This window comes from Flindersiella endophytica, from assembly GCF_054779015.1.
In genome coordinates, this window is record NZ_BAAGYY010000023.1 from 306,189 (window position 1) to 327,426 (window position 21,238).

Annotated in this window: 21 protein-coding genes; 10 read left to right on the top strand and 11 right to left on the bottom strand. The window is 69.5% G+C overall.

Annotated elements, in window-relative coordinates; translation table 11 throughout:
* Window positions 1–2: 2 nt before the first annotated feature.
* The 6 genes from ACYVF6_RS25755 to ACYVF6_RS25780 form a co-directional block, all read right to left on the bottom strand.
* Entirely contained in the window at window positions 3–719 is a 717-nt protein-coding gene (locus ACYVF6_RS25755; protein WP_460525096.1) for an FHA domain-containing protein, read from the bottom strand.
* 67 nt (window positions 720–786) lie between these two features.
* A complete protein-coding gene (locus ACYVF6_RS25760; protein ID WP_460525097.1) occupies window positions 787–2,103 on the bottom strand; it encodes a VWA domain-containing protein in 1,317 nt (438 codons plus the stop codon).
* Between the two features lie 11 nt (window positions 2,104–2,114).
* Complete coding sequence (locus ACYVF6_RS25765; RefSeq protein WP_460525098.1) at window positions 2,115–3,071, bottom strand: PP2C family protein-serine/threonine phosphatase; 957 nt, start codon at window positions 3,069–3,071, stop codon at window positions 2,115–2,117.
* A gap of 44 nt (window positions 3,072–3,115) precedes the next feature.
* The gene (locus ACYVF6_RS25770; protein WP_460525099.1) at window positions 3,116–5,296 is read right to left on the bottom strand and encodes a serine/threonine-protein kinase; all 2,181 of its coding nucleotides are present in this window, start codon (window positions 5,294–5,296) and stop codon (window positions 3,116–3,118) included.
* Window positions 5,297–5,363: 67 nt separating this feature from the next.
* Window positions 5,364–6,581, bottom strand: coding sequence for a hypothetical protein (locus tag ACYVF6_RS25775; protein WP_460525100.1), 1,218 nt, complete (start codon window positions 6,579–6,581; stop codon window positions 5,364–5,366).
* A 140-nt stretch (window positions 6,582–6,721) separates the two neighbouring features.
* Window positions 6,722–7,204, bottom strand: a complete 483-nt coding sequence (locus ACYVF6_RS25780; RefSeq protein ID WP_460525102.1) for a YflT domain-containing protein — start codon at window positions 7,202–7,204, stop codon at window positions 6,722–6,724.
* A gap of 413 nt (window positions 7,205–7,617) precedes the next feature.
* Between ACYVF6_RS25780 and ACYVF6_RS25785 the strand changes: the two genes are divergently transcribed.
* Together ACYVF6_RS25785 and ACYVF6_RS25790 are read left to right on the top strand one after the other, a co-directional pair.
* A complete protein-coding gene (locus ACYVF6_RS25785) occupies window positions 7,618–8,760 on the top strand; it encodes a magnesium and cobalt transport protein CorA (RefSeq protein ID WP_460525103.1) in 1,143 nt (380 codons plus the stop codon).
* Window positions 8,761–8,943: 183 nt separating this feature from the next.
* Window positions 8,944–9,759 carry a trypsin-like serine protease gene (locus ACYVF6_RS25790; protein ID WP_460525104.1) on the top strand — a complete coding sequence of 272 codons (816 nt, stop codon included), beginning with the start codon at window positions 8,944–8,946 and terminating at the stop codon, window positions 9,757–9,759.
* Between the two features lie 131 nt (window positions 9,760–9,890).
* Here the strand turns inward: ACYVF6_RS25790 and ACYVF6_RS25795 are convergent, their stop codons facing one another.
* From ACYVF6_RS25795 to ACYVF6_RS25805, 3 genes are read right to left on the bottom strand one after another with little or no spacing between them, the layout of a single operon-like run.
* On the bottom strand, window positions 9,891–10,382 hold the full coding sequence (locus tag ACYVF6_RS25795; RefSeq protein ID WP_460525105.1) for an SRPBCC family protein: 492 nt from the start codon (window positions 10,380–10,382) through the stop codon (window positions 9,891–9,893).
* Complete coding sequence (locus ACYVF6_RS25800; RefSeq protein ID WP_460525106.1) at window positions 10,379–10,711, bottom strand: ArsR/SmtB family transcription factor; 333 nt, start codon at window positions 10,709–10,711, stop codon at window positions 10,379–10,381. Before ACYVF6_RS25800 ends, ACYVF6_RS25795 begins: the two co-directional genes overlap by 4 nt.
* Window positions 10,712–10,745: 34 nt before the next feature.
* Window positions 10,746–11,699: a GNAT family N-acetyltransferase gene (locus ACYVF6_RS25805; protein WP_460525107.1), complete on the bottom strand. Its 954-nt coding sequence runs from the start codon at window positions 11,697–11,699 to the stop codon at window positions 10,746–10,748.
* Between the two features lie 178 nt (window positions 11,700–11,877).
* Between ACYVF6_RS25805 and ACYVF6_RS25810 the strand changes: the two genes are divergently transcribed.
* Entirely contained in the window at window positions 11,878–12,471 is a 594-nt protein-coding gene (locus ACYVF6_RS25810) for a PadR family transcriptional regulator (RefSeq protein WP_460525108.1), read from the top strand.
* 216 nt (window positions 12,472–12,687) lie between these two features.
* The gene (locus tag ACYVF6_RS25815; RefSeq protein ID WP_460525109.1) at window positions 12,688–12,861 is read left to right on the top strand and encodes a hypothetical protein; all 174 of its coding nucleotides are present in this window, start codon (window positions 12,688–12,690) and stop codon (window positions 12,859–12,861) included.
* Here the strand turns inward: ACYVF6_RS25815 and ACYVF6_RS25820 are convergent.
* A complete protein-coding gene (locus ACYVF6_RS25820; protein WP_460525110.1) occupies window positions 12,833–13,747 on the bottom strand; it encodes an alpha/beta fold hydrolase in 915 nt (304 codons plus the stop codon). The two genes, ACYVF6_RS25815 and ACYVF6_RS25820, sit on opposite strands and share 29 nt — an antisense overlap.
* Window positions 13,748–13,965: 218 nt before the next feature.
* On the opposite strand from ACYVF6_RS25820, the gene ACYVF6_RS25825 reads away from it, so the two are divergent.
* The 6 genes from ACYVF6_RS25825 (at window position 13,966) to ACYVF6_RS25850 (ending at window position 19,950) form a co-directional block, all read left to right on the top strand.
* A complete protein-coding gene (locus tag ACYVF6_RS25825; protein WP_460525111.1) occupies window positions 13,966–15,933 on the top strand; it encodes a S9 family peptidase in 1,968 nt (655 codons plus the stop codon).
* A complete protein-coding gene (locus ACYVF6_RS25830) occupies window positions 15,930–16,487 on the top strand; it encodes a hypothetical protein (protein WP_460525112.1) in 558 nt (185 codons plus the stop codon). Before ACYVF6_RS25825 ends, ACYVF6_RS25830 begins: the two co-directional genes overlap by 4 nt.
* 184 nt (window positions 16,488–16,671) lie before the next feature.
* A complete protein-coding gene (locus ACYVF6_RS25835; protein ID WP_460525113.1) occupies window positions 16,672–16,950 on the top strand; it encodes an excalibur calcium-binding domain-containing protein in 279 nt (92 codons plus the stop codon).
* A 58-nt stretch (window positions 16,951–17,008) separates the two neighbouring features.
* Window positions 17,009–18,265, top strand: coding sequence for a magnesium transporter MgtE N-terminal domain-containing protein (locus ACYVF6_RS25840; RefSeq protein ID WP_460525114.1), 1,257 nt, complete (start codon window positions 17,009–17,011; stop codon window positions 18,263–18,265).
* Window positions 18,255–18,794: a DUF1003 domain-containing protein gene (locus tag ACYVF6_RS25845; protein ID WP_460525115.1), complete on the top strand. Its 540-nt coding sequence runs from the start codon at window positions 18,255–18,257 to the stop codon at window positions 18,792–18,794. Before ACYVF6_RS25840 ends, ACYVF6_RS25845 begins: the two co-directional genes overlap by 11 nt.
* Window positions 18,795–18,804: 10 nt before the next feature.
* On the top strand, window positions 18,805–19,950 hold the full coding sequence (locus tag ACYVF6_RS25850) for an Mrp/NBP35 family ATP-binding protein (protein ID WP_460525116.1): 1,146 nt from the start codon (window positions 18,805–18,807) through the stop codon (window positions 19,948–19,950).
* A 39-nt stretch (window positions 19,951–19,989) separates the two neighbouring features.
* Here the strand turns inward: ACYVF6_RS25850 and ACYVF6_RS25855 are convergent, their stop codons facing one another.
* The gene (locus tag ACYVF6_RS25855) at window positions 19,990–21,123 is read right to left on the bottom strand and encodes a hypothetical protein (protein WP_460525117.1); all 1,134 of its coding nucleotides are present in this window, start codon (window positions 21,121–21,123) and stop codon (window positions 19,990–19,992) included.
* Window positions 21,124–21,238 lie beyond the last annotated feature (115 nt).

A 21,238-nucleotide genomic window follows, 5' to 3' on the forward strand; every position in this document is an offset into this window, starting at 1 on the left:
GCTCACCCCTCCTTCGTCAGCGTGATGCTGGTCCAGGCGCCGACGTGGATCTGATCACCTTGTTTCAAAGGGATCTCGGCGTTGACCTCGACCGGTTCGTCGGAGTCGTTGAGCGTCGTGCCGTTGGTCGAGCCCGGATCGACCAGCACCCAGGAGCCGTCCGGCTGGGCCAGCAGCACCGCGTGCAGGTGCGACACGCCGGGGTCCTCCGGCGGCTGGCCGAGGTCGATCTCGGGCGCCAGGCCCTGCGAGACGCTGCGCCGGCCGATTCGTACCTGGTCGCCGGTCAGGATCAGCCGGCGTTCGAGCGTGTACGGAGGGAACCGCAGCGCCACGGAGTCGGGACCACCCAGCTCGATCACCCGGTCGTAGTAGGCCCGGTCGGCCTCGATCACCGCGATCCACGTGCCTGCCGGAGTGTCGACGGCCACGTCCGGAGCCGCGCCGGCTGCCGGGCCGGCGGCCGGATCCGGCGGAGGAGGAACTGGAACCGGCGCCGGACCCGGCGTTGGACTCGGTACGGGCGCGGCCCGCCCGGTGCCGGTCACGAAGTCGTACCCGCAGTCCTCGCAGAACCGGTCGGTACGCGGCGCCCCGCACCGCGGACAGGGCTCACCGCCCGGGGCCGAAGCCTGCGCCGAAGCCGAAGTCGACCCGGCCCTGCTCGCCGGAGGCGGCAGCGACGACACCGCCGGCCCTGCCGCGCTTGCGTCACCCATGGCGATTCCGCAGACGTCGCAGTAGTCGTCTGCTCCGCTCTGGTGCCCGCTCGGACAGGTCGGCATGTCACTCGCCCGACTTCTGGCGTGTACGCACGGTCCGCGTCGATCTCGTCTCCAGCGAGATCTCGTCGGCCCGGTCGACGCGCTTTCGCAACCGCGCGGTGCCACTCTCCGGATCGCCTTCGACGACCTTGTTGAGCAACGCCACCGTCTCGTTGTGCCCGGCCTCCCGCGCGAGGACGAGCGCGCGCCCGAGCCGGGCCGTCGCGGTGTCGACATCGCCTTCCTGGTAAGCCGCCAGGCCCTCCTGGATGTCGGACGCGAGCTGCTCCTGCCCGGTGTAGTGCGCCACCCGCTGGTTGATCTGCGTCGAGAGCGCCTCGTCGCCTGTCCATTCCGCCAGGACGTTGCCGCTTGCCAGCACCTGCTCCGATCCCGGCACCACGAGCTTGACCCACGCCGCCCGCATCTCCCGGCCCATGCTGCCCGCCGGCACCTCGACGCAGATGTGGTAGTCGCGGCTCTCCTTGCCCCACGAGCCCGTCGGATAGTCGCCGGCCTGCGGGGCGTTGTCCGTTCGACGCGCGGTGAGGTCCTCGACCGTCGGCATGACCTGCTTGACGAACCGCAGCGTCGCGCCCTGCGGGGTCCAGATCCGCAACGCCAGGTCGGCGACGGTCTTGCCCATCGCCGTCCGCGTCATCTGCTCGAAGTCGAGCTCGAGGTCCTGCGGACGCGGGATGTCGAGCAGGCTGCCGAGCATCGCCGAGGCGATCCGGCGCAGCTCCGCGGGGTTCCAGTCGGTGCCGACACCCCTGCAGTCGCAGACGAACTTGCCGCCCACCGCACCGAGGATCTGGTCGAGCTGCTCTGGCGACTCGTGCTCGTTCTCGCCGTCGGTCAGCAGGATCGCGTGCTTGATCGCGTCCGAATGCTTGCGCAGCAGCTCGTCGGCCAGCCGCAGCCAGGTGCCCATCGCGGTGCCGCCGACGGCCACGCAGTCGCGGATGGCGTACTTCGCGTCGTGCCGGGTCTCCTCGCCGGCCCGTACGAGATAACGCCCGCGCGGATAGATCATGCCGGCCTCGTGCGAGCCGCTGACGACCCCGAAGTAGACACCGTCGCGAAGGGTGTCTACGGCCTTCTGCGCGGCGCGCTTGGCCGAGGAGATCTTCGTCCGCGGGACGTCCATCGAGCCGGAGGTGTCGATGATGATGACCTCGGCCGCCTCGGCGCCGCCGGATCCGCCCGGTCCGGCGGGCGCCGGCCCGCTCAGGCCGGTTGCCGTACCGTCGGCCTCGACCGTGACGACGGCGTGCACCTCGCGGCCGCCCTCGGCGAGGTACTTGTTCTGGTCCACCGTGATGGCGAAGCCGGTCATTTCGCGACCCCCTAGATGCTGCCGGATGCTGCGGACTCTGGTGCCGCCGCCTGCGACGACGGTGGGAACGGGATCACGACGACGGTGATGTTGTCGTGGCCGCCGGCGGCGTTCGCGCTCTGGACGAGCGCGCGCGCGATCGACAGCGGAGTCCCGTTGGCGGTACGGGAGACGGCCTCGAGCTCGGCGGGCTGCGGGAAGTAGTTCCACAGGCCGTCGGAGCAGACGAGGAGCAGCCCCGGCCCGCCCGGCCGGTACGTCTCGACGTGCGGCTCGAGGTCGCCGGCGTCGGCGCCGAGCCAGCTGGTGAGCAGGTGGCTGGTGAACTCCAGGCCGCCGAGCGAGTCGTCGACGGTGAGGATCGCCGAGTCGAGCACGCCGGAGCCGTTTCCGCTGACGCGCTCCGGCGAGCTGAAGAAACCCGTGGTGTCGTCTTCGGCGGCGGCCAGCCAGTACGCCCGGCTGTCACCCACCCAGCCGATCGTCACCGCTTCCGGCCCGACGACAGCCGAAACGTAGGTGCAGGCAGGCGGATTCGACGACTCGTCGTCCAGCCGGGCGACGGCCAGCGCCGCGTGCTCGATCGCGGTCCGGGTGGCGGTCTCGGGGTCAGCACCCGCCTCCAGGCACTCGGTGAGCATCGTGGCCGCGGCGTCAACCGCTGCCTGCGAGGCGTCCTCCGGATGGTTCGAGGACGAGACGCCGTCGGACACGACCGCCAGGATGCCCTTGGAGTACAGGGAAACCGCCATCGCGTCCTCGTTGCGGCTGTGCCGCAGCCCGCGGTCGCTCACCGCGCCGACGGCGCCCGCGCCGGTCTCGATCTCCTGGTGGTCGCGGCCGGTCGGCTGTCGCACGCCGCACGTCTCGCAGTAGCCGTCGGCACTGATCAGCAGCCCACCGCAAACCGTGCACGGCGGTGTCTGCCGCCTGCCGCACGCCTCGCAGAAGTCGTCGCCCGCGGACACCGGCGCTCCGCACGCCGGGCACCTCGGATCTGCCCCCAAGTCGCTCACCACCAAGTCTTCGGTCGTACGGAGTTGGCCCGATCCACCAGCAGGTGGCGCTCCGGCGGCGTCTTCGACAGCCGCGCCAGTCCGCGGTACGTACGTTCCAGCCGACGCCGGATGGCGTCCTCCTCCACCTCGACGCCGAGCAGTTCGGCGTGGTCCGGCAGCTTGGAAGCCGGCCGGCCACTGCTCAGCCAGGCCAGCGCGTTCTCCAGCAGCTCGGCCGCCAGCCGGTCCTTGCGCTCGGCGTCGATCCGGATCCGCAGCAACCGCTCGCCGGCCTCGATCATCGCGGTCAGGTCCAGGCCGGCGGGCTCGACGCCGCGAACGGTGGCCAGCACGGCCGCCGCCTGCGCGGTGACGTAGAAGCTGGAGTAGTTCGGCACCGACAACAGCGTCTCGATCGCGCCGGGCCGATCCGCCTTGGCCAGCTTGGTTCTCGCCAGCCCGAACGCGGCGTTGACGTAGGTCGTGTCGGTACGCCAGACGACTTCGTACCGCCGCGCCGCCTCGTCGAGCTTGCCCTCGGCCTCGCACGCGAACCCGCAAGCCAGCTTGGCCGCGAGCTCGCCGGGGAGCAGGGAGTAGAGCTGGTCGAACGTGGTCCGGGCGACGTCGTATCGCTTGGTCGCCAGCGCCACCCGGCCGCGCAGCCACTCGACCTGCCACTCCGGCTGGCGGCGCTTGCCGGAGTCCCATTCCTCCAGCAGGGCAACGGTTTCGCCGATACTTTCGGCCGTGAAGTAGGCGCGGGCGAGCAGCTGGCCGACCTCCGGCGACATCGCCAGCACGGCCGGCAGCGCGGCCGCGGCCTCCCGCGGGTCGAACGGCTCGAACACCGCCTCCGCTCCGGAGGAGAGGTCGAGCTCGGCGCCCACAACGTCCTGCTCCGGGCCCAGCAGCGTGGACGGAGCCGGCCGCGGCCGGCCGTCCTGCGCGGACAGCACCTCACGCAGGATGCCGGTGAGCTGTTCGGACATCTCCGCCGCGCTCTGGAACCGCTTGCGTGGGTTGGCGTGGGTCGCCCGCCGCAGGAACCGGTCGTATGACTCCTGCTCCTTCAGCAACGGCACCTTGTCGCGCGGCGGCATCGTGGTGGAGAAGATGCCCTGATAGCCGCGGAACGGGAACGACAGCACGGCCATCGAGCGCGCGACGGTGTAGAGGTCGGAGCTGATCGACGGGCCGTCCTCGGAGATCTCCGAAGCCTGGTAGCCCGGCGTGCCGTAGATCGGGCTGTCGTCGTCGGCCATCCGGCGGACGCCGCCGAGGTCGAGCAGCTTCAGCTGTTCCTCGGACTGGATCGCGTTGTCGGGCTTGAAGTCGCAGTAGAGCAGGCCGTGGTCGTGGAGGTAACCCATCGCGCGCAGCACCTCCAGCGCGTACGCGATCACCTGGCCGAGCGGCAGGCAGGCGTCCTCGCCCTCGGCTTCGCGCTTCTGCCGCAGGATCTCCTTCAGTGACTGCCCGCCGACGTACTCCATCACGATGTAGCCGGCGGCGGCGCCCGTACGGACGTCGTGTTCCTGGACGAAGTTGTAGATCTTGACGATGTTCGGGTGCTCGACCTCGGCGAGGAACGCGCGTTCGGTGGCGGCCGCCGCCATCGACTCGGCGTCGTCGCTGTCGAGCAGGCCCTTCAGCACGACCCAGCGGTCGTTGACGTTCTTGTCCCTGGCGAGGTAGACCCAGCCGAGACCGCCGTGCGCGAGACAGCCGAGCACTTCGTACTGGCCCCCGACCAGTTGCCCGGTCTTGAGCTTCGGCGTGAACGAGAAGCGCTGCCCGCACTTGCGGCAGAAGCCTTCCGCGCGGCCCGGCCGGCCGTCGCGGCTCTGGCCGACGAGCTCACCGCACGAGCTGCAGAACCGCTTGCGCTCGGGCACCTCGGGGTTTTCGAGGATGGCCGTCGCGGGGTCGCGGTAGGGCACCGGCGGCACCTCGATCAGCCCGGCTCCGAGCATGCCGCGGCGGGACGAGCCGGTGGAGGTCGCCTGCGAAGGAGTGGAGGTGGAGGTCTCCCCGGCTTCCGTTCCTGCGGTGCCGGCCACCGGAGCGGCAGGGTTGGCAGGTTCGGACTCGATCGGTTCCGCCGCGCTGTCGACGTCCGGCGCGAGCCCGCACACGTTGCAGTAGCCGTCCTCGACCACGCCCGCGCAGCCGGAGTTCGTGCACCGCTCCATACCGGCTCGCCTCCCTGCTCACTCCTGGGCTCAAACTCCTGGGGCTCAAGCTCCTCGGCTCACACCCTCAGGTGCTGACCGAACCCACCGCACGTTGGTACGTCGCGACCGCGACGGTCGCCGCACCGAGATCACATGGCGCCGACCACAGCAGTTGCCGTGCCCGCAAGTACAGGCGGTCGAGGTCGGTGTCCTCCGCATGCCCGAGCCGGGCGGCCTTTGCGCGGTAGGCCTCCAGCCGGCCGCGTAGCTCGTTGCGCCGGTCCAGCAGCCCGGCGATCGCCTGGAACACCTCCTCAGCCGTACGCAGGCCGTCGGCGGTCGCACGTTCGAGATCGTTCATTCTGCCCGCCAGCTCGCTCCAGCGGCCTCGATTCCGCAACAACGCGAGGGCATCGAGCCGGCCGGTGAGATCGGCGAGCACGTCGGGCTGCTCTGGAAGAACCGGATCGGCGATCTTGGCCAGGACGGCCTCGCGCGCCCGCACCGTGCGGTCGTAGGTCTCGCGGATCCGGTCGAGCGTGGTGGTGAGGCCGCCCAGCCGAGTCTCGCACTCGTCGCGGGCTCGCCTGGCCTCCGAGAGCTCGTTCTCGAGCGTGGCGTACGCGGCGGCGAGCTGGTCGAACCGCCGGGTGTCGAGCTGCCCTGGAGCACCGAACGACAGCGGGTCGCCCTGAACGGTCGCGCGCAGCTCCTCCAGCCGGGCCGCGAGCTGCTCCGCCTCGGGCGGGTGGACGCCGAGGTCGGCCGCCAGCTCGGTCACGCTCTTGTGGGTCTGGTCGAGCTCGGCGATCCGGGCCAGCAGCACCGACCAGGCCGCGTCGGCGGCCGCCACCATCTCGGTCGCGCGGTCGTAGGCCTCGGTCATCTCCGTGACGGCGGCGTCGAGTGTCAGGGTCGCCTGCGTCGGCCCGAGCAGTGTGCGCTGCTGCAGCGGGATCTCCTCGCCGTCGGGTACGACGACCGGGCCGGTCAGCAGCTTGGTGAGGTGTTCGAGCGCCGGCGGGTCGGGCTTCGCCTTGCGCTCGCGTAGCCGCTGCGCGTCTTCGAGCGTGCGGCCGTAGGCGTCGAACAGCCGCCACAACCGCTCGATCTGGGCGCGTGCCTCGTCCCATCGCCTTCGGGTGAGGCCCGTCAGGTCAGCGCTGTCGAGCAGCCGGTGGCCGACGTGGTTGTCGAGGTCGAGCAGAGCAGTGGAGATGCGGTCCTGGTCGGCCCGGAGGCGTTCGAGAGCGCGATCGACCGCTTCCTTGGTCATCGGCGCGCCACCGGCGATTTCCTCCACGGCCGTCCCCTCGCAGTCCCGCTGCCTGGAACAACTCTGACCGCTGGGCTCGCGTTCCCGCAAGCCTTTCCGGCGACCTGCACCAAGCCTGCAAACCCGCTCAGGTCTCGGTTCTGTAACGCGGCAGCGCGCTCGGGTGGCTAGAGAGTGCCGGTCTGCAGGGCCAGGTGGGCCAGGTGGTTGCGTGCCTCCTCGGCGTACTTCGGCTGGCAGAGCACGTCGTAGGTGCTGGCAACCACTTGTGTACGTGAGGTGAAGTCGCGGTGGCCGCCCGTGGCGCGGTAGCCGAGCCAGCCGAAGATCAGGCCGAAAACGGCACCGAACACGATGCCGGTCAGCACCAGCACGAGGCCGTTGACCGAGGCAGGCGCGAACAGCATCATCAGCACGCCGACGAACAGGCCCCACCAGGCGCCGCCCATCGCGCCCGCGGCGACGGCCCGGCCCTGGGTGAGGCGGCCGGTCACACGTTCGACGAGCTTCAGGTCACTGCCCACGATCGTCACGTGCTGGACGGGGAACTTCTGGTCGGAGAGGTAGTCGACAGCTCGCTGCGCTTCGGCGTACGTCGGGTAGGAACCCACGGGAAGACCCGAAGGGGGTTCGGGGAGTGGCAGCGACATGGCCCGCCTTCTTTCTCGGCTTTGCTCGTCACCTATGTCTACCGTGATCAACCGACTTACCCTAGGCGAGAATGCCCAACCCGCCGCGCAATCTGCGGATTTTTAAGGTACTCTAAGCGACGGCTGTGCGTCTGACGCACGCATCGTGTCCGTTAGAGCCCAAATCGGGGGGCCTGCCGAACCATCTGGTTCCGGCGAACGCTCACGATCCGTCTGCACCCCCACGGGGGTCCGGCTGCGAGGAGGTGGCTTCGGGTGAATAACGCCTATCCCCCAAGTACTACCGTCCTCCGTCGTCACCGGACCCGACTCGCGCTGATCTAGCCTGGCGCCAGCTCCTCAGGGATATCCGGCCGCGGCGGAGGGCCTCCGCCTGCATCCAAGCCGTTTCCCTGTTCGACGAGGAGGTGGTCATGATGGCCGCGCCCAGCAGCGTTCGGAACTTCCCCAACCACACCGCAGTTTTGTCCGGCCGACGGGCCCGCGCGATGATCAGCGCGATCCGCCGGCGTACCCCCCACGCCGCTCCGCCCCCGCCGGCCGAGCCGATCATCGGCGCCGACTCCGCGATCGTCGACTGGGCGTTCTACCGCGACGGTGAGCGCCAGAACGACATCGCCTCCTACGCCGAGGCGGTCCGGCAGGCCCGTCAGGGCGGCGGCTTCGTGTGGATCGGCCTGTTCGAGCCCACCGAGGACCAACTGGCCGACATCGCCGCCGAGTTCGACCTGCACCCGCTGGCCGTCGAGGACGCGGTCACCGCGCACCAGCGGCCGAAGCTGGAACGCTACGAAGACATGCTGTTCGCGGTGTTCAAGACCGTGCGCTACTGCCCGCACGAGCAGCTCACCACCAGCAGCGAGGTCGTCGAGACCGGCGAGGTCATGGTGTTCGTCGGGCCGGAGTTCGTGGTGACCGTCCGCCACGGCGACCACTCGGCACTCGGCAAGGTACGCCGGTCGCTCGAGGACAACCCCGAGCACCTCGCGAACGGGCCGTCCACCGTCCTGCACGCCATCGCGGACCGTGTCGTCGACGACTACCTCGCAGCGGTCGACGAGCTGCAGGACGACATCGACGAGATCGAGATCTCGGTGTTCAGCGCGCGGGGCGCGCGTAACGTCGAGCGGGTCTACCACCTCAAGCGCGAGGTACTGGAGCTCAAGCGCGCGGTCGCGCCACTGGCCGGGCCGTTGCGGCAGCTGTCGGAACGCCCGATCCGCCTGGTGTCACAGCCGATCCGGGAGTACTTCCGCGACGTCGAGGACCACTTGACGCGCGTACGCGACCAGGTTGCCTCGTTCGACGAGCTGCTGACCTCGATCCTGCAGGCGAGCCTGGCGCAACTCACCGTTGCCGAGAACGAGGACATGCGCAAGATCTCGGCCTGGGTCGCGATCCTCGCCGTGCCGACGATGATCGCCGGGGTCTACGGCATGAACTTCGACTTCATGCCCGGCCTCCACACGGCCTGGGGCTATCCCGTGGTGATGGCCGTGATCGTCGTGGTCTGCTTCCTGCTCCACCGCTACCTCAAGCGCAACCGCTGGCTCTGAGGCACCGCCTCAGCTTCGGACGACCGCGTTGGGCGCGCGAGTAACGCGCGGGTCAACGCGGTCGTCGGCGCCAAGCCTTGCCTGCCGGTGGCCGATTTCCGCACCTCCGGCCAAAACGCTCCATATCGCGGTACCCGCGGATTACAGTGACGCCAGCGTTATCGGCATCACCAGGGAGCGCTCATGATCAAGAAGATGCTGGCACTCACGGCCTCTGTACTCGCAATCCTCACTTTCTCCGTCGGCCCGGCCGCCGCCATCACAGACGGCGAGCTCGACGGCAACCGCCATCCGTACGTCGGGCTGATGGTCGCCCAGGACGCCAAGGGCGCACCGCTCTGGCGATGCAGCGGCACCCTCCTGTCGTCAACCCTGTTCCTGACGGCCGGGCACTGCACCGAAGCGCCCGCCGCGCACGCCGAGATCTGGTTCGCGGCCGACGTCGAGTCGGGCATTCCGGCCAACGGCTACCCGAACGACGGCGACGTCGGAGGCAAGCCCTACACCCATCCCAGCTACGACCCGAACGCCTTCTACCGCTACGACCTCGGCGTGGTCGTGCTCGACAAGCCGGTGAAGCTGAGCAAGTACGGCGCGCTCCCCAAGCAGGACGTCCTGGACTCGCTGGCCACCGCACGCGGCAGCAAGGACCTGACGTTCACCGCCGTCGGGTACGGCCTGCAGAAGAGCTTCCCCGACGCGGCGTCCTGGAAGGAACAGAGCCAGCGCGTGCGTATGCTCGCCAGTCCGCACCTGATCCAGATCAACACCGGCCTCACCGGCGACTACTCCGTCCTGCTGTCCAACAACGCCAACACCGGCGGGACCTGCTTCGGTGACTCCGGCGGACCCAACTTCATCGGCAACAGCAATGTCGTGGGTGGCGTTACGTCCTTCGGCATGAACGGCACGTGCGGAGGCACCGGCGGCGTCTACCGCGTCGACCGCGCCGACGACCTCGGCTGGCTGTACTCCACGTTCGGCAGCCGCCTCGGCTGACGCACCGCCCGGAGCTCCGGCTCCCCACTGGCGCGAATGACCACGTTAACCACGGTTTTGGCGGGTTAACCACGCCCCGGAGCGTGGCGAAGGTCCGTCTAGCGTGGTTAACGTGGTCATTCGCGCTGGGCTCAGGCGGCGGTTGCCGCTGCCTCGGCCGCTTTCGCGTAGGAGTCGACCAGGCTGTGCCAGCCACCCTCGCCGGCAACGCCGTCGCGCATCGACTCCCAGCCGTCGCCGTGGCGGTCGAAGCCGGCGTGTACGAGCGTCACTGTCGTCTGCGCCGGCCCGACCGTCTCGAACGTGACGTCGACCCGGCTCGCCTTCGCCGCGTCCGGCTCGGCCTGCCACTCCAGCGAGATCTCCCACGAGAACGCCAGGTGCTTCGGCGGCTCCCAGACCAGCACCGTCCCCCACGGGCACTTCGTACCGTCGGCCTCGCGCCCGTAACACCGGCCGCCTTCCCGAGGCTCGATCACCGCCTCCACCAGCTCTCCCGAGCCGATGTGGTGCGCCCGCGGCCACCACGTGTCGAACCCGTCGGTGAACACCTTGAACGCCGTCTCGATCGGTGCCTCGACGGTGAGCTCCACCCGCACCTCGTCGCTTTGTACGGAAGTCATCGCTCCGCTCCCTTGTCCTTCGCATGCTCGGCCTCGGCGGCCGCGCCGAAATCCGCCATCGCCCGCTGCCAGAAGACCTGGAAGTACGCACGCAGCGCCTCGATCCCCTGCGGGTTAAGCCGGTACAGCCGCCGGGTGCCGGCGGCGTGGTCCACGACGAGCCCGGCCTGCTTGAGCACCTTGAGGTGCTGGGAGACCGCGGGCCGGCTGACCGGGAGCTCACGAGCGAGCTCGCCAACCGCGCAGGGGCCCCGGCCGAGGCGTTCGAAGATCGCCCGCCTGGTCGGGTCCCCCAGCGCGTCCAACGCCGTGGTTTGGTAAGTCTCCACGAACCGTAAGTCTAGACTTACCGATCCACGATCGTCAAGACAGGGCGTCGCTCGACACGATGCGTACGGCCGTGTTCCGGAAGCCGGCCCGGGTGAACGCCTTGGCCATCGGCACGTTCCCGACGTCGGTGTCGGCACCGACCTCCTCGCCCGGCGCCAGCTCCGACAGCCGCCAGGCCATCTCGGCCAGCAGGTCGTTCACATAGCCGTGCCCGCGCTGCGCGGGAACGACGCCGATGTAGCCGATCGTCGGCATGGAGTAGTTGCGCGCCGGGATGATCAGGCCCGCCAGGTCGCCGCTCGCGGTGTACGCCAGCTGCCACCACTCCCGCGGCGACGGGAACCAGTAGAGGTTCTTCAGGTCGAGCTCCGCCGCCTTGTCGAGCCCGTGCTTGGCGACGTCGCGGCGGCTGTGCGCGTCGAGCGTTCCGCTCAGCACGTCGCGCAGCGCGGCGAGCATCTGCGCGTCGTCGGCGGGCCGGAACTCCAGGCGGTCACCGCGCTCCGGCAGGCCGTCCCGCTCCGCCGACCAGCGGTACGACAGCCGCTCGACGAACGGCTCCAGGCCGGCGTTCCGCGCCGCCTCCAGCCGGGCCTCGGCCGCGGCCTTGTAGTCCGGACGCTCGCGCCAGCCGGACGGCAGGAACAGGTGATAGTCGGGTCGCGCGCCCTCGTCGTTGCGCATCTTCTCGTGCGCGATGAGCAGCAGCTTGGTGCCGAGCTCGACCTGCCGCGGACCGGGCTCGGCCTCCAGCCAGTCCAGCGCGGCCGGGCGTTCGTCGTCCGGGCCGGCCCACCAGCACGCGCGGGCTACGACGACGTCGTCCTTGATCGCGACCCAGGTGTGCTCCGGCCGGTACTCACCGGCCTCGATCAGGGCTTCGTAGTCTCGCGCGGTCTCCCAGAGCTCGGGCAGCCGCGGACAGGGATAGGAAAGGAAGAGCTTGCTCTCGCCCGGTCGTAGCGGGCGGATCACGAGTTTGGACATCGGTCCTCCGGATTGGGGTCTCCCCCAAGGACCGCCGGTCGAACCGGGTCAGCCGGGTCTGCGGCCCGACGTGGCGGCATGGGGGCAGGAAACAGAGCAGATCACCGTTACCTACCTCCCTCCGACCAGCGGGGCTGTCCTAGACCGCTCTGAGGATAGCGCATGAAATAGTCAAGCCATGACCCGCCGAAAGGTGTCCAACCCACTTGCGCTGGCTGTGCTCGCCCTCCTGCTCGAACGGCCCATGCACCCGTACGAGATGTCCCGTACGCTCCGCGAGCGCAACAAGGAAGGCAGCATTCGGCTCAACTACGGATCGCTCTATTCCGTTGTCGAGAAGCTCACCCAGCACGGCCTGATCGAGGAACGCGAGACGATCCGGGAGGGCCGGCGACCGGAACGCACCGTCTACGCCGCGACGCCCGCGGGCCGCGCGGAGTTCGAGGACTGGCTGTCGGAGTTGCTCAGCACACCGGTCAAGGAATACACGCAGTTCGAGGCCGGGCTGTCGCTGGCCGGCGGCCTGCCGCCCGGCGAGGTGGCCAGTCTGCTGGAGCTGCGCTGTTTCACCCTCGAACGCCAGCTCGCCCGCGAGGAGGCCTCACTTCGGGACCGCCCGGCCGAGCTGCGGCGGGTCTTCGTCATCGAGTGGGAGTACGTCGTAGCGATGCTGCGCGCCGAGCTCGAGTGGACGCGCAAGCTGACGCAGGATATTCGCGACGGATCGCTCGACGGAATCGAGATCTGGCAACAACTCCATTCGGAGCGCTGAAAAACCACTCGCACGGAAACGCTTCTGACGCGTACCTTTTCGTTCCAGGAAACGTCCGCGAACGAAGGGAAACCGCCATGGCTGCAACACCGGAGCTTGCCTTCCGGTGCTGCAGTGACCCGGCGGAACCCCTGTCGTAGTTCGCGATTCCCATGCGTCCTCGGCGCCGGAGGGATTTCTTCACATCCCTCCCACCGGCGCCGAGGAGACGTATGCATGCGCCCGGCTAAGGCCAACTTCAAGAAATTCAAGCTGAACCCGAAGTATGTCCACATGCGTTCCGAGGGTTTGACCCGTCGTACCAATGGCGGAACGCGCGTGCTCATCATCGATCCGATCGACCCGGACGCCGAGCACAAGGCTAAGCGGCGGCGGCGAGCCAGCCGTTGATCGCCGCCAGATCGGCTTCCGACGCCAGGTGCCCGCCGGCCAGTTCATGGCCTTTCGCGCCGGGCACCTGGCCGAGGAGCCAGTCGGCGTGCCCGCGTGGGACCAGCACGTCGTCGGGGCCGTACCAGATGCCGACCGGCACGGTGATCTCGTCGACGCCGAAGCCCCACGGCCGGACGAACGCGATGCAGTCGTCGATCCAGCCGTCGAAGCCGCCCGACCACTGTTGCACGCCGACCTCCCGCTGGCCCGGTGTGTTCTCGGCGAGCCGGCGGCGTGCCTCGGCGAGGTCGGACTCCGGCATGGCGTACTCGTCGCCGATCGGGACCTCGCTGCGGCTGACGCGCTCGGCCGCCTCGCGCCCGATCCGTTCGACCAGCGGACGGTAGGCAGCCTCGCCCTGCTGGGCGAGCGTGAACTCCTCGACGTTGCCCGGCGACATGCCGGCGTACCAGTCGAGCCCGTGGGCGTCGTAGGGCGCCACGCTCACCATCGCGGCGCAGCGGGTCACGCGATCGGGGAGCCGGGCCGCACAGGCGAGCGTGTGCGGCCCGCCGCCGGACCCGCCGAACGTCGCGAACCGGTCCCAGCCCTCGGCGTCGACCAGCAGGCGTACGTCTTCGACCGCGTCGACGACCTGCCGGCCGGGCTGGCGGGTGGAGCCGCCGTAGCCAGGCCGGTCGTAGACCATGGCCCGGATGCCTGCCCGCTCGAACCGCTCGACGCCCTTGGCGGTCAGCCATCGTGTGCTCGGAGTGCCACCATGGACGACGAGGCGCACGCCGTCCTTCGGGCCGTACAAGCAATAACGCAACACGCGACCACCGGGCGTTCGTACCTCGCGGGTCTCCGGTGGAGTCCAGGAACGTTCAGCTTGCGTCCTCATGGCCGTGATTCAACTCCCGTCCACCGGCCGAAGCCAGCAGATCCGCTACTGGCGAACGGCGAGACAGGCCACGCCTCCCAGACATCGCCTGACTCCTTCGGAGACGCCCTCTACTGAATCTGCGCCTCTGGCGCGTGGCCCGCATCCACGCTGCCGGCGCGGCTGCGCCGCGAGCTTCACCAGCGCTCGCTGGGAGACATGGCCTATCGTGGCAAGTCATGAGCACGCAGACGATCGCGCCGTATGGCGAGTGGCAGTCTCCGATCACCGCGACGATGCTGACGGAGGCCGGGCGGCCGGTCAGCTTCTCCTCGATCGTCGGTGACGAGATCTGGTGGTCGGAAACCCAGCTCGACAAGGGTGGGCGCACGGCCGTGATGGCTCGCCGCGCCGACGGCACCGTCTCCGAGCTCCTGCCGGAGCCTTGGAACGCCCGCAGCCGGGTGCACGAGTACGGCGGCGTCAGCTGGGTCGCCGTGCCGGGCGCCGGTGACGGCGGCTCGCCCGCGCTCGTGTTCGCCAACTTCGCCGATCAGCGGCTCTACCGGCTCGATCCGGGTGCCGCCGAGCCGGTCGCGTTGACGCCGGAGCCGTCCGAGCCGGCCGGCCTGCGCTATGCCGACCTGCGGCTCACCGCCGACGGCACCGAGGTGCTCGCCGTCCGTGAACGCCACCAGGGCAAGGAGATCTCGCGGCACATCGTCGCCGTGCCGGTGTCCGGCGACGGTGAGGTGCGCGAGATCGTCGGCGGCTCGCACTTCCTGGCGTTCCCGCGGATCTCGCCCGACGGCAGCCGGCTGGCGTGGCTCGCGTGGGACCACCCGAACATGCCGTGGGACGGCACCGAGCTCCGCGTCGGCGCGCTTGGCCCCGACGGCCGGGTCGCCGAATACTCAACCCTGCTTGGCGGTCCGGCCGAGTCGATCTACCAGCCGGAGTGGGCGTCCGACGACACGCTGTACGCCGCGTCCGACCGGTCGGGCTGGTGGAACCTCTACTCCGTCCCGGCCGCCGGCGGATCGCCGACGCCGCTGCACCCCGCTGAGGAGGAGTTCGGCGATCCACTCTGGCTGCTGGGCTTCGCGTCGTACGGCATCCTGCCCGACGGCCGGCTGCTGGTGACGCACGGCACCAGCCGGCAGCGGATCGGCGTGCTCGACCCCGCGAGCGGCGAGCTGACCGACTTCGACCTGCCGTACGCCAACGTCATGCCGGCGCTGTCGGTCACCGGCAACTCGGCCGTGTTCCCGGCGAGCGGCCCGCTGACGCCCACCACCATCGCCCGGCTCGACGTGGCGTCCGGCTCGACCGAGGTCGTCCGCCAGTCGGTCGACGTGTCGAAGCTGCCCGCCTCGGACTACCTGCCAGTTCCCGAGTCGACGACGTTGTACGCCGCCGACGGGCGCGACATCCACGTCAACATCTATCCGCCGCGCAACCCGGCCTTCGCGGCTCCGGAAGGCGAGCGGCCGCCGTACGTCGTGTTCGCCCACGGCGGGCCGACGGGCCACTCGGATGCGACGCTGAGCCTCGCGACGGCCTACCTCACCAGCCGCGGAATCGGCGTCCTCGACGTCAACTACGGCGGCTCGACCGGCTACGGACGGGCCTACCGCGAGCGGCTGCGCGAGCAGTGGGGCATCGTCGACGTCGACGACTGCGCGGCCGCCGCGCAGGCGTTGGTTGACAGGGGCGATGCCGACGGCTCGCGGCTGGCGATTCGCGGCGGCAGCGCGGGTGGCTGGACGGCGTTGTGCGCCGTCACCCGTACGAAGGTGTTCGCGGCCGGCACGTCGCTGTTCGGCGTGACCGACGTAAGGATGTTCAACGAGATCACGCACGACTTCGAATCGCGTTACCTGGATGGGCTGATCGGGCCGTTCCCGGGCGCGGCGGCCGTGGCGAAGGAACGCTCCCCGCTGACCAACGCGGCGTCGACGGCGTGCCCGGTGCTGTTGCTGCAGGGCGCCGAGGACCCGATCGTTCCGCGGTCGCAGGCCGAGGTGTTCCGGGACGCACTGGTGGAGAAGGGGATTCCGCACGCGCTGATCGTGTTCGAGGGCGAGCAGCACGGCTTCCGCAAGGCGGAGTCGATCATCGCGGCCACGGAGGCGGAGCTGTCGTTCTACGGTCAGGTGCTGGGATTCGAGCCTCCTGGCGTACCGAAGGTGGAGCTGGTGTCATGACCGATTCCGCGGAAGCGTCGATGCGGCCCGAGCTCCTGACGGCGTTGATCGAGGAGGCCGGAAAGAAGTCGTCGGTGCTGTGGCTGACCTACTCCGGCAGCCAACGCGCGCGGCCGGCGTGGCACGTCTGGCTCGACGGAGCGGCGTATGTCGTGGCGGCGGGCGCTGACGAGAGCGTCGAGCAACCGCTGCCGGGGTTGGCCGACGTCACCTCCGCGACGGTGACGATGCGAGCCAAGGACGCGCGGTCGCGGCTGGTGTCGTGGGAGGCCACGGTGTCACGGGTCGAGGCCGGCTCGGAGGAGTGGGCGGCGGCGACCAAGTCCTTGCGTGCCGAACGCCTGAACGCCGTCGAGTCCGCGACGCTGCCGGACCAGTGGGCCGCGTCGGCCGTGGTCGTCCGCCTCCGCCCGACCGGCGAGGTGCCCGAGCATCCGGGCCGGATGCCGTCGGACGAGGCAGCGGCCCGGCCCCCGGAGACCCCCGCCACCACCCAGGGCCGCCTCCCCTGGGTCATCCACCGCCGCCCGACCAAGGCGCGCAAGCTCTCCTGAGGACTCTGCTCAGGCGCCCAGCCAACGCCGGCCGGCTGACGCCTCAGCGTGCTCACGTCGTCGCGGCTTGGATCGTCTGCCGGCTGCTGCCGAACGCATCGATGACCTATGCCTCTGTAACCGACGGCCGCCGGTGGCCGACCGTTATATCGCCCGACGTTTCTGCGACGCGGAGGGGCCAAGCATGGATCGTCGCTCGATCGACCGTGACCGGCCGAGCCCGCCTCTCGTACCCCGGCGTGTCAAGACGATCCGAGCCGCGACGCTGCTGGCCTTCCTGACGGTCGCACTGGTCGTGATCCCCGTCGCCGGCAAGGACTGGCTGAGCGACCGGGCCGACCCGCGCTACGCCAGCTGCGCCGAGGCGATCGCCCACGGACACGGCCCTTACCGTACGGGCGCCGATCCCGAATACTCCTGGTACACAGATCGCGACCACGATGGCATCGTCTGCGAAAGATGACCGTTTCGCTCTCGGGGTAAGACTTGAGAAGTTCAGCACGTCTCCCTGCGTCGGAAGGATGACGATGGCAAGCCGCGTATACGTCGCGCGGTTGGCGGGAACGCCGGTGTACGACCCGATCGGCGACGAGGTGGGCAACGTCCGCGACGTCGTCGCGATGCTTCCGCCCACCAACCGCCCGCCGCGGGTCGTCGGGCTGGTTGTCGAGGTCGCGGCATGGCGCCGCATCTTCGTACCCGTCACCCGCGTGACCTCGATCGCGGCCGGCCAGGTGATCGTGACCGGTCTGGTCAACGTACGCCGGTTCCAGCAGCGTCCCACCGAGACGCTCGCGATCGGCGGGCTACTCGACAAGACCGTACGCATCCGCGAGACCGGCGAGCAGGTCGTCGTCTTCGACATCGGCATGGAGCAGGCGCGTACGGGTGACTGGACGTTCACCAAGGTCGCGGTGTTCAAGGGCCGCCGCCACCGGTTCCGCCGGCGCCGGCAGACCGAGGTGGTCGACTGGGCCGACGTCGCCGGGTTCACCGAGGAAGAGGAGAGCCAGGACGCCACCCGCCTGCTCGAAACGCTCGCCGACCTCCGTCCCGCCGACCTCGCGGGCTTCCTGCACGACCTGTCGCCGAAGCGCCGGATCGAGGCAGCGGGCGCGCTCCACGACGAGCGCCTCGCCGACGTACTCGAAGAGCTTCCCGAAGCCGACCAGGTGCAGATCCTCACCGCGCTCGACATCACGCGCGCTGCCGACGTCGTGTCGGAGATGGGCCCCGACGACGCGGCCGACCTGCTCGGCCAGCTGCCGGAGGCGACCGCCGAACAGCTGCTGACGTTGATGACGCCGAAGGACGCCGACGACGTACGCCGCCTGCTCACCTATCCCGGCAACACCGCCGGCGGGCTGATGACCACCGAGCCCGTCATCCTGCCGCCGGACGCGACGGTCGCCGACGCCCTTGCCCGCTTACGCACCGAGGAGCTCAGCCCGGCGATGAGCGCGATGGCCTACGTCTGCCGGCAGCCGCTGGAGGTGCCGACCGGCAAGTACCTCGGCGTCGTCCACATCCAGCGCCTGCTCCGCGAGCCCCCCTCGACGCTCGTCTCCGCCGCCACCGACACCGAGCTCGAGGCGCTACGGCCGGAGACCTCGCTGGAGGACGTCACCGGCTACCTCGCGGCCTACAACCTCGTCGCCGCGCCCGTCGTCGACGAGGCGGGCCGGCTGGTCGGCGCGGTCACCGTCGACGACGTGCTCGACCACCTGCTGCCCGCCGACTGGCGGGAACGCCATGCGGAGGTGACCCGTGGCACGTGACAGCCAGCGGCTGGACGTTCCGCAGCTGCCCAACCGCTCGCCGGTTCGCTTCGAGTACGACCCGGAACGCTTCGGGCGGTTCGCCGAGACATTCGCGCGGTTCATGGGCACCGCGCGGTTCCTGGCGTACATGACGATGTTCGTCATCCTGTGGGTCCTGATCAACCTCATCGGGCTGTTCGGGCTGCGCTGGGACCCGTACCCCTTCATCCTGCTCAACCTCTTCTTCTCCACGCAGGCCTCCTACGCCGCGCCGCTCATCCTGCTGGCGCAGAACCGGCAGGAGGCGCGGGACCGCGTTCAGTACGAACGGGACCGTGCGGCGGACGCGCAGGCCAGGGCCGACATGGAGTTCCTGGCGCGCGAGATCGCGTCGCTGCGGATCGCGCTCGGTGACGTCGCAACCCGTGACTTCGTACGCTCCGAGCTGCGTTCGGCGCTGGAGAAGCACGCCGAGAAGCAGGCGGCCGGCTCGGATGATGAGCAACTGCGGCGCCCGGTTGGTGGTGATCTCGGCGGACGCCCGTAGCATCGAAGACATGCAAACGCTGCCCACCGAGGAGCAGGTCCGTGAGGCGCTCCACGGCGTGCTGGACCCCGAGATCAAGCGCCCGATCACCGATCTCGGCATGGTCGAGTCCGCGGAGATCACACCTGACGGCAAGGCCGAGGTCACGGTGCTGCTGACCGTAGCCGGTTGTCCGATGCGTGAGACGCTGACCCGCGATGTCACCGCGGCGATGTCGAAGCTACCCGGCGTGACCAACGTCGAGGTGACGCTCGGTGTGATGTCTGATGAACAGCGGCAAGGGCTGCAGACTCGCCTGCGCGGATCGGCGCCCGTACGCGAGAACCGCTTCGCCAAGGCCGACTCCCTCACGCGCGTGTTCGCGATCGCGTCCGGCAAGGGTGGCGTCGGCAAGTCGTCGGTGACGGTCAACCTCGCGGTCGCGCTGGCTGCTCAGGGGCTGTCGGTCGGCGTGGTCGACGCCGACGTCTACGGCCACTCGGTGCCCGCGATGCTCGGCATCGCCGACTCCCGGCCGACCCGCGTCGAGCAGATGATCATGCCGGTACCCGCCTACGACGTGAAGGCCATCTCCATCGGCATGCTGAAGCCGCGGCGCGACCAGGTGGTGGCATGGCGCGGGCCGATGCTCGACAAGGCACTGACCCAAATGCTCGGCGACGTCTTCTGGGGCGACCTCGACGTGTTGCTGCTCGACCTGCCGCCGGGGACCGGCGACATGGCGATCTCGGTGGGGCAGCAGCTGACCGGCGCCGAGGTCATCGTGGTGACGACACCGCAGGAAGCGGCCGCCGAGGTGGCCGAGCGCGCCGGCACGATCGCGTCGATGCTCAACCAGCGGGTGACCGGCGTGATCGAGAACATGTCGTGGCTTCCGTGCCCCCACTGCGGCCCGTCGCACCGGCTCGACATCTTCGGCTCCGGCGGCGGCGCCCGAGTGGCGGCGACGCTGACGCAACGCTTCGGCTACGACGTACCGCTGCTGGCCGAGGTCCCGCTCGACCCCGCCCTCCGCTCCGGCGGCGACGGCGGCCGGCCCGTCGTACTCAGCGAGCCTCCGACGCCCGCGTCTGAGGTGCTGAACGACCTGGCCAAGCAGCTGGGCGCGCGGCGCAACAGCCTGGTCGGAAAGTCGCTCGGCCTGACTCCGGCCTAGGGATTCGAGGGTTCGAGGCGCTCAGCCGCGCTCGAGGCACTACTCGACGTTCACGTGGAACGGGTCTCCGTCGATGATCCGGAAAGGTAGGAACAGCACGGTGTTCAGGTCGGAGCCGCCACGTTGGTTCTGCCCGCTGTCGATCATGCAGACGCTGTAGCCGACCGGCCCTTCGCCTTCCGGCTCGTCGATCTGGCACCAGTCGAAGGTCCGCGCGGCTCCGCCGCCGAGGAACGCGCCCTGGGCGGTGGAGGCGAAGGGGTACTCGTCGCAGTCCTTGCCCGGTGGTCGGGGATATGCCGGGATGTTGCACGCCGCGTCGCGGTTCAACGCTATGAGCGTGTCGTTGGTGACGCGCTCCAGCGGTGTGGGGTTGGGGCCGTCGATGAAGGCGCCGGGCAGTCCAGAGGCTTGCGCCGCGGCAATGTGCAGCGCCAGCTCCGGATAGGGGCCGTCGAGACGGTACGTCATCGTGGACCAGGTGTACTGCGAGAAAACGCAGCCGCCGATGGGATAGCCCGGCAGCGCGTTGTCGCAGCGCGGAAATGAAAGCCAGATGAGTCCGAAGCCGTCAGCGCCTTGAGCTTCCCATTCGGGATTGTGGAAGTAGGCGAAGAGCCGCGATTCCTCACTGCGGACATCACCGGATGCGAGGTCAACGGATTCGTAGAACGCGCTGCCGGCAGCCCTGGAGCCGACCTCGAACTTCTGCTCGGGAAAGTCGAGCGAGGCAATATCACAACGCTGCTCCGGAACGGGAGGACCACAGTCGGCGTCGCCGTCCACCGTGGTTCCTTTGACGATACCGGTGCCGCTGATGAGTTCCAGCTCCATTTGCTCGCCCCAGATATTGCTGTCGGCAAATGTGTAGGTATACGTCGTGGCGACATAGGTCAACGTGGCGAGAACTACACCGTTCGGAGAGGTGATGGTGCTGGTCCAGGCACCAATCTCGCACACCTGGGTGCGGTTGAACGCGATCCCGTTGAAGGCGTTGTCCAGGCACCACTGCGGAATCGGCTCCAGGGATGCCGCCGCGCCCACATCGGCAGAGTCGCGGTGCTTGTCGCGGAGGTACGCACGCGCCCGCTCGACCTCGGCGGGCGAGGCGGCGGCACAGCTGACCTGGTTGCCGGACCGCGCCGTCTTCTTGTGGTCCGCCCCTACCGGCACGCAGCTCGCGGATGCTGTTCGCGAGTTTGCTGAGATCGGACCGTTGGGTGCCGAATTCCGGAGCGTGATCGGAGGAGGTCCAGCCATCGCCGCGGGCGACCACAGGGCGGTGCCC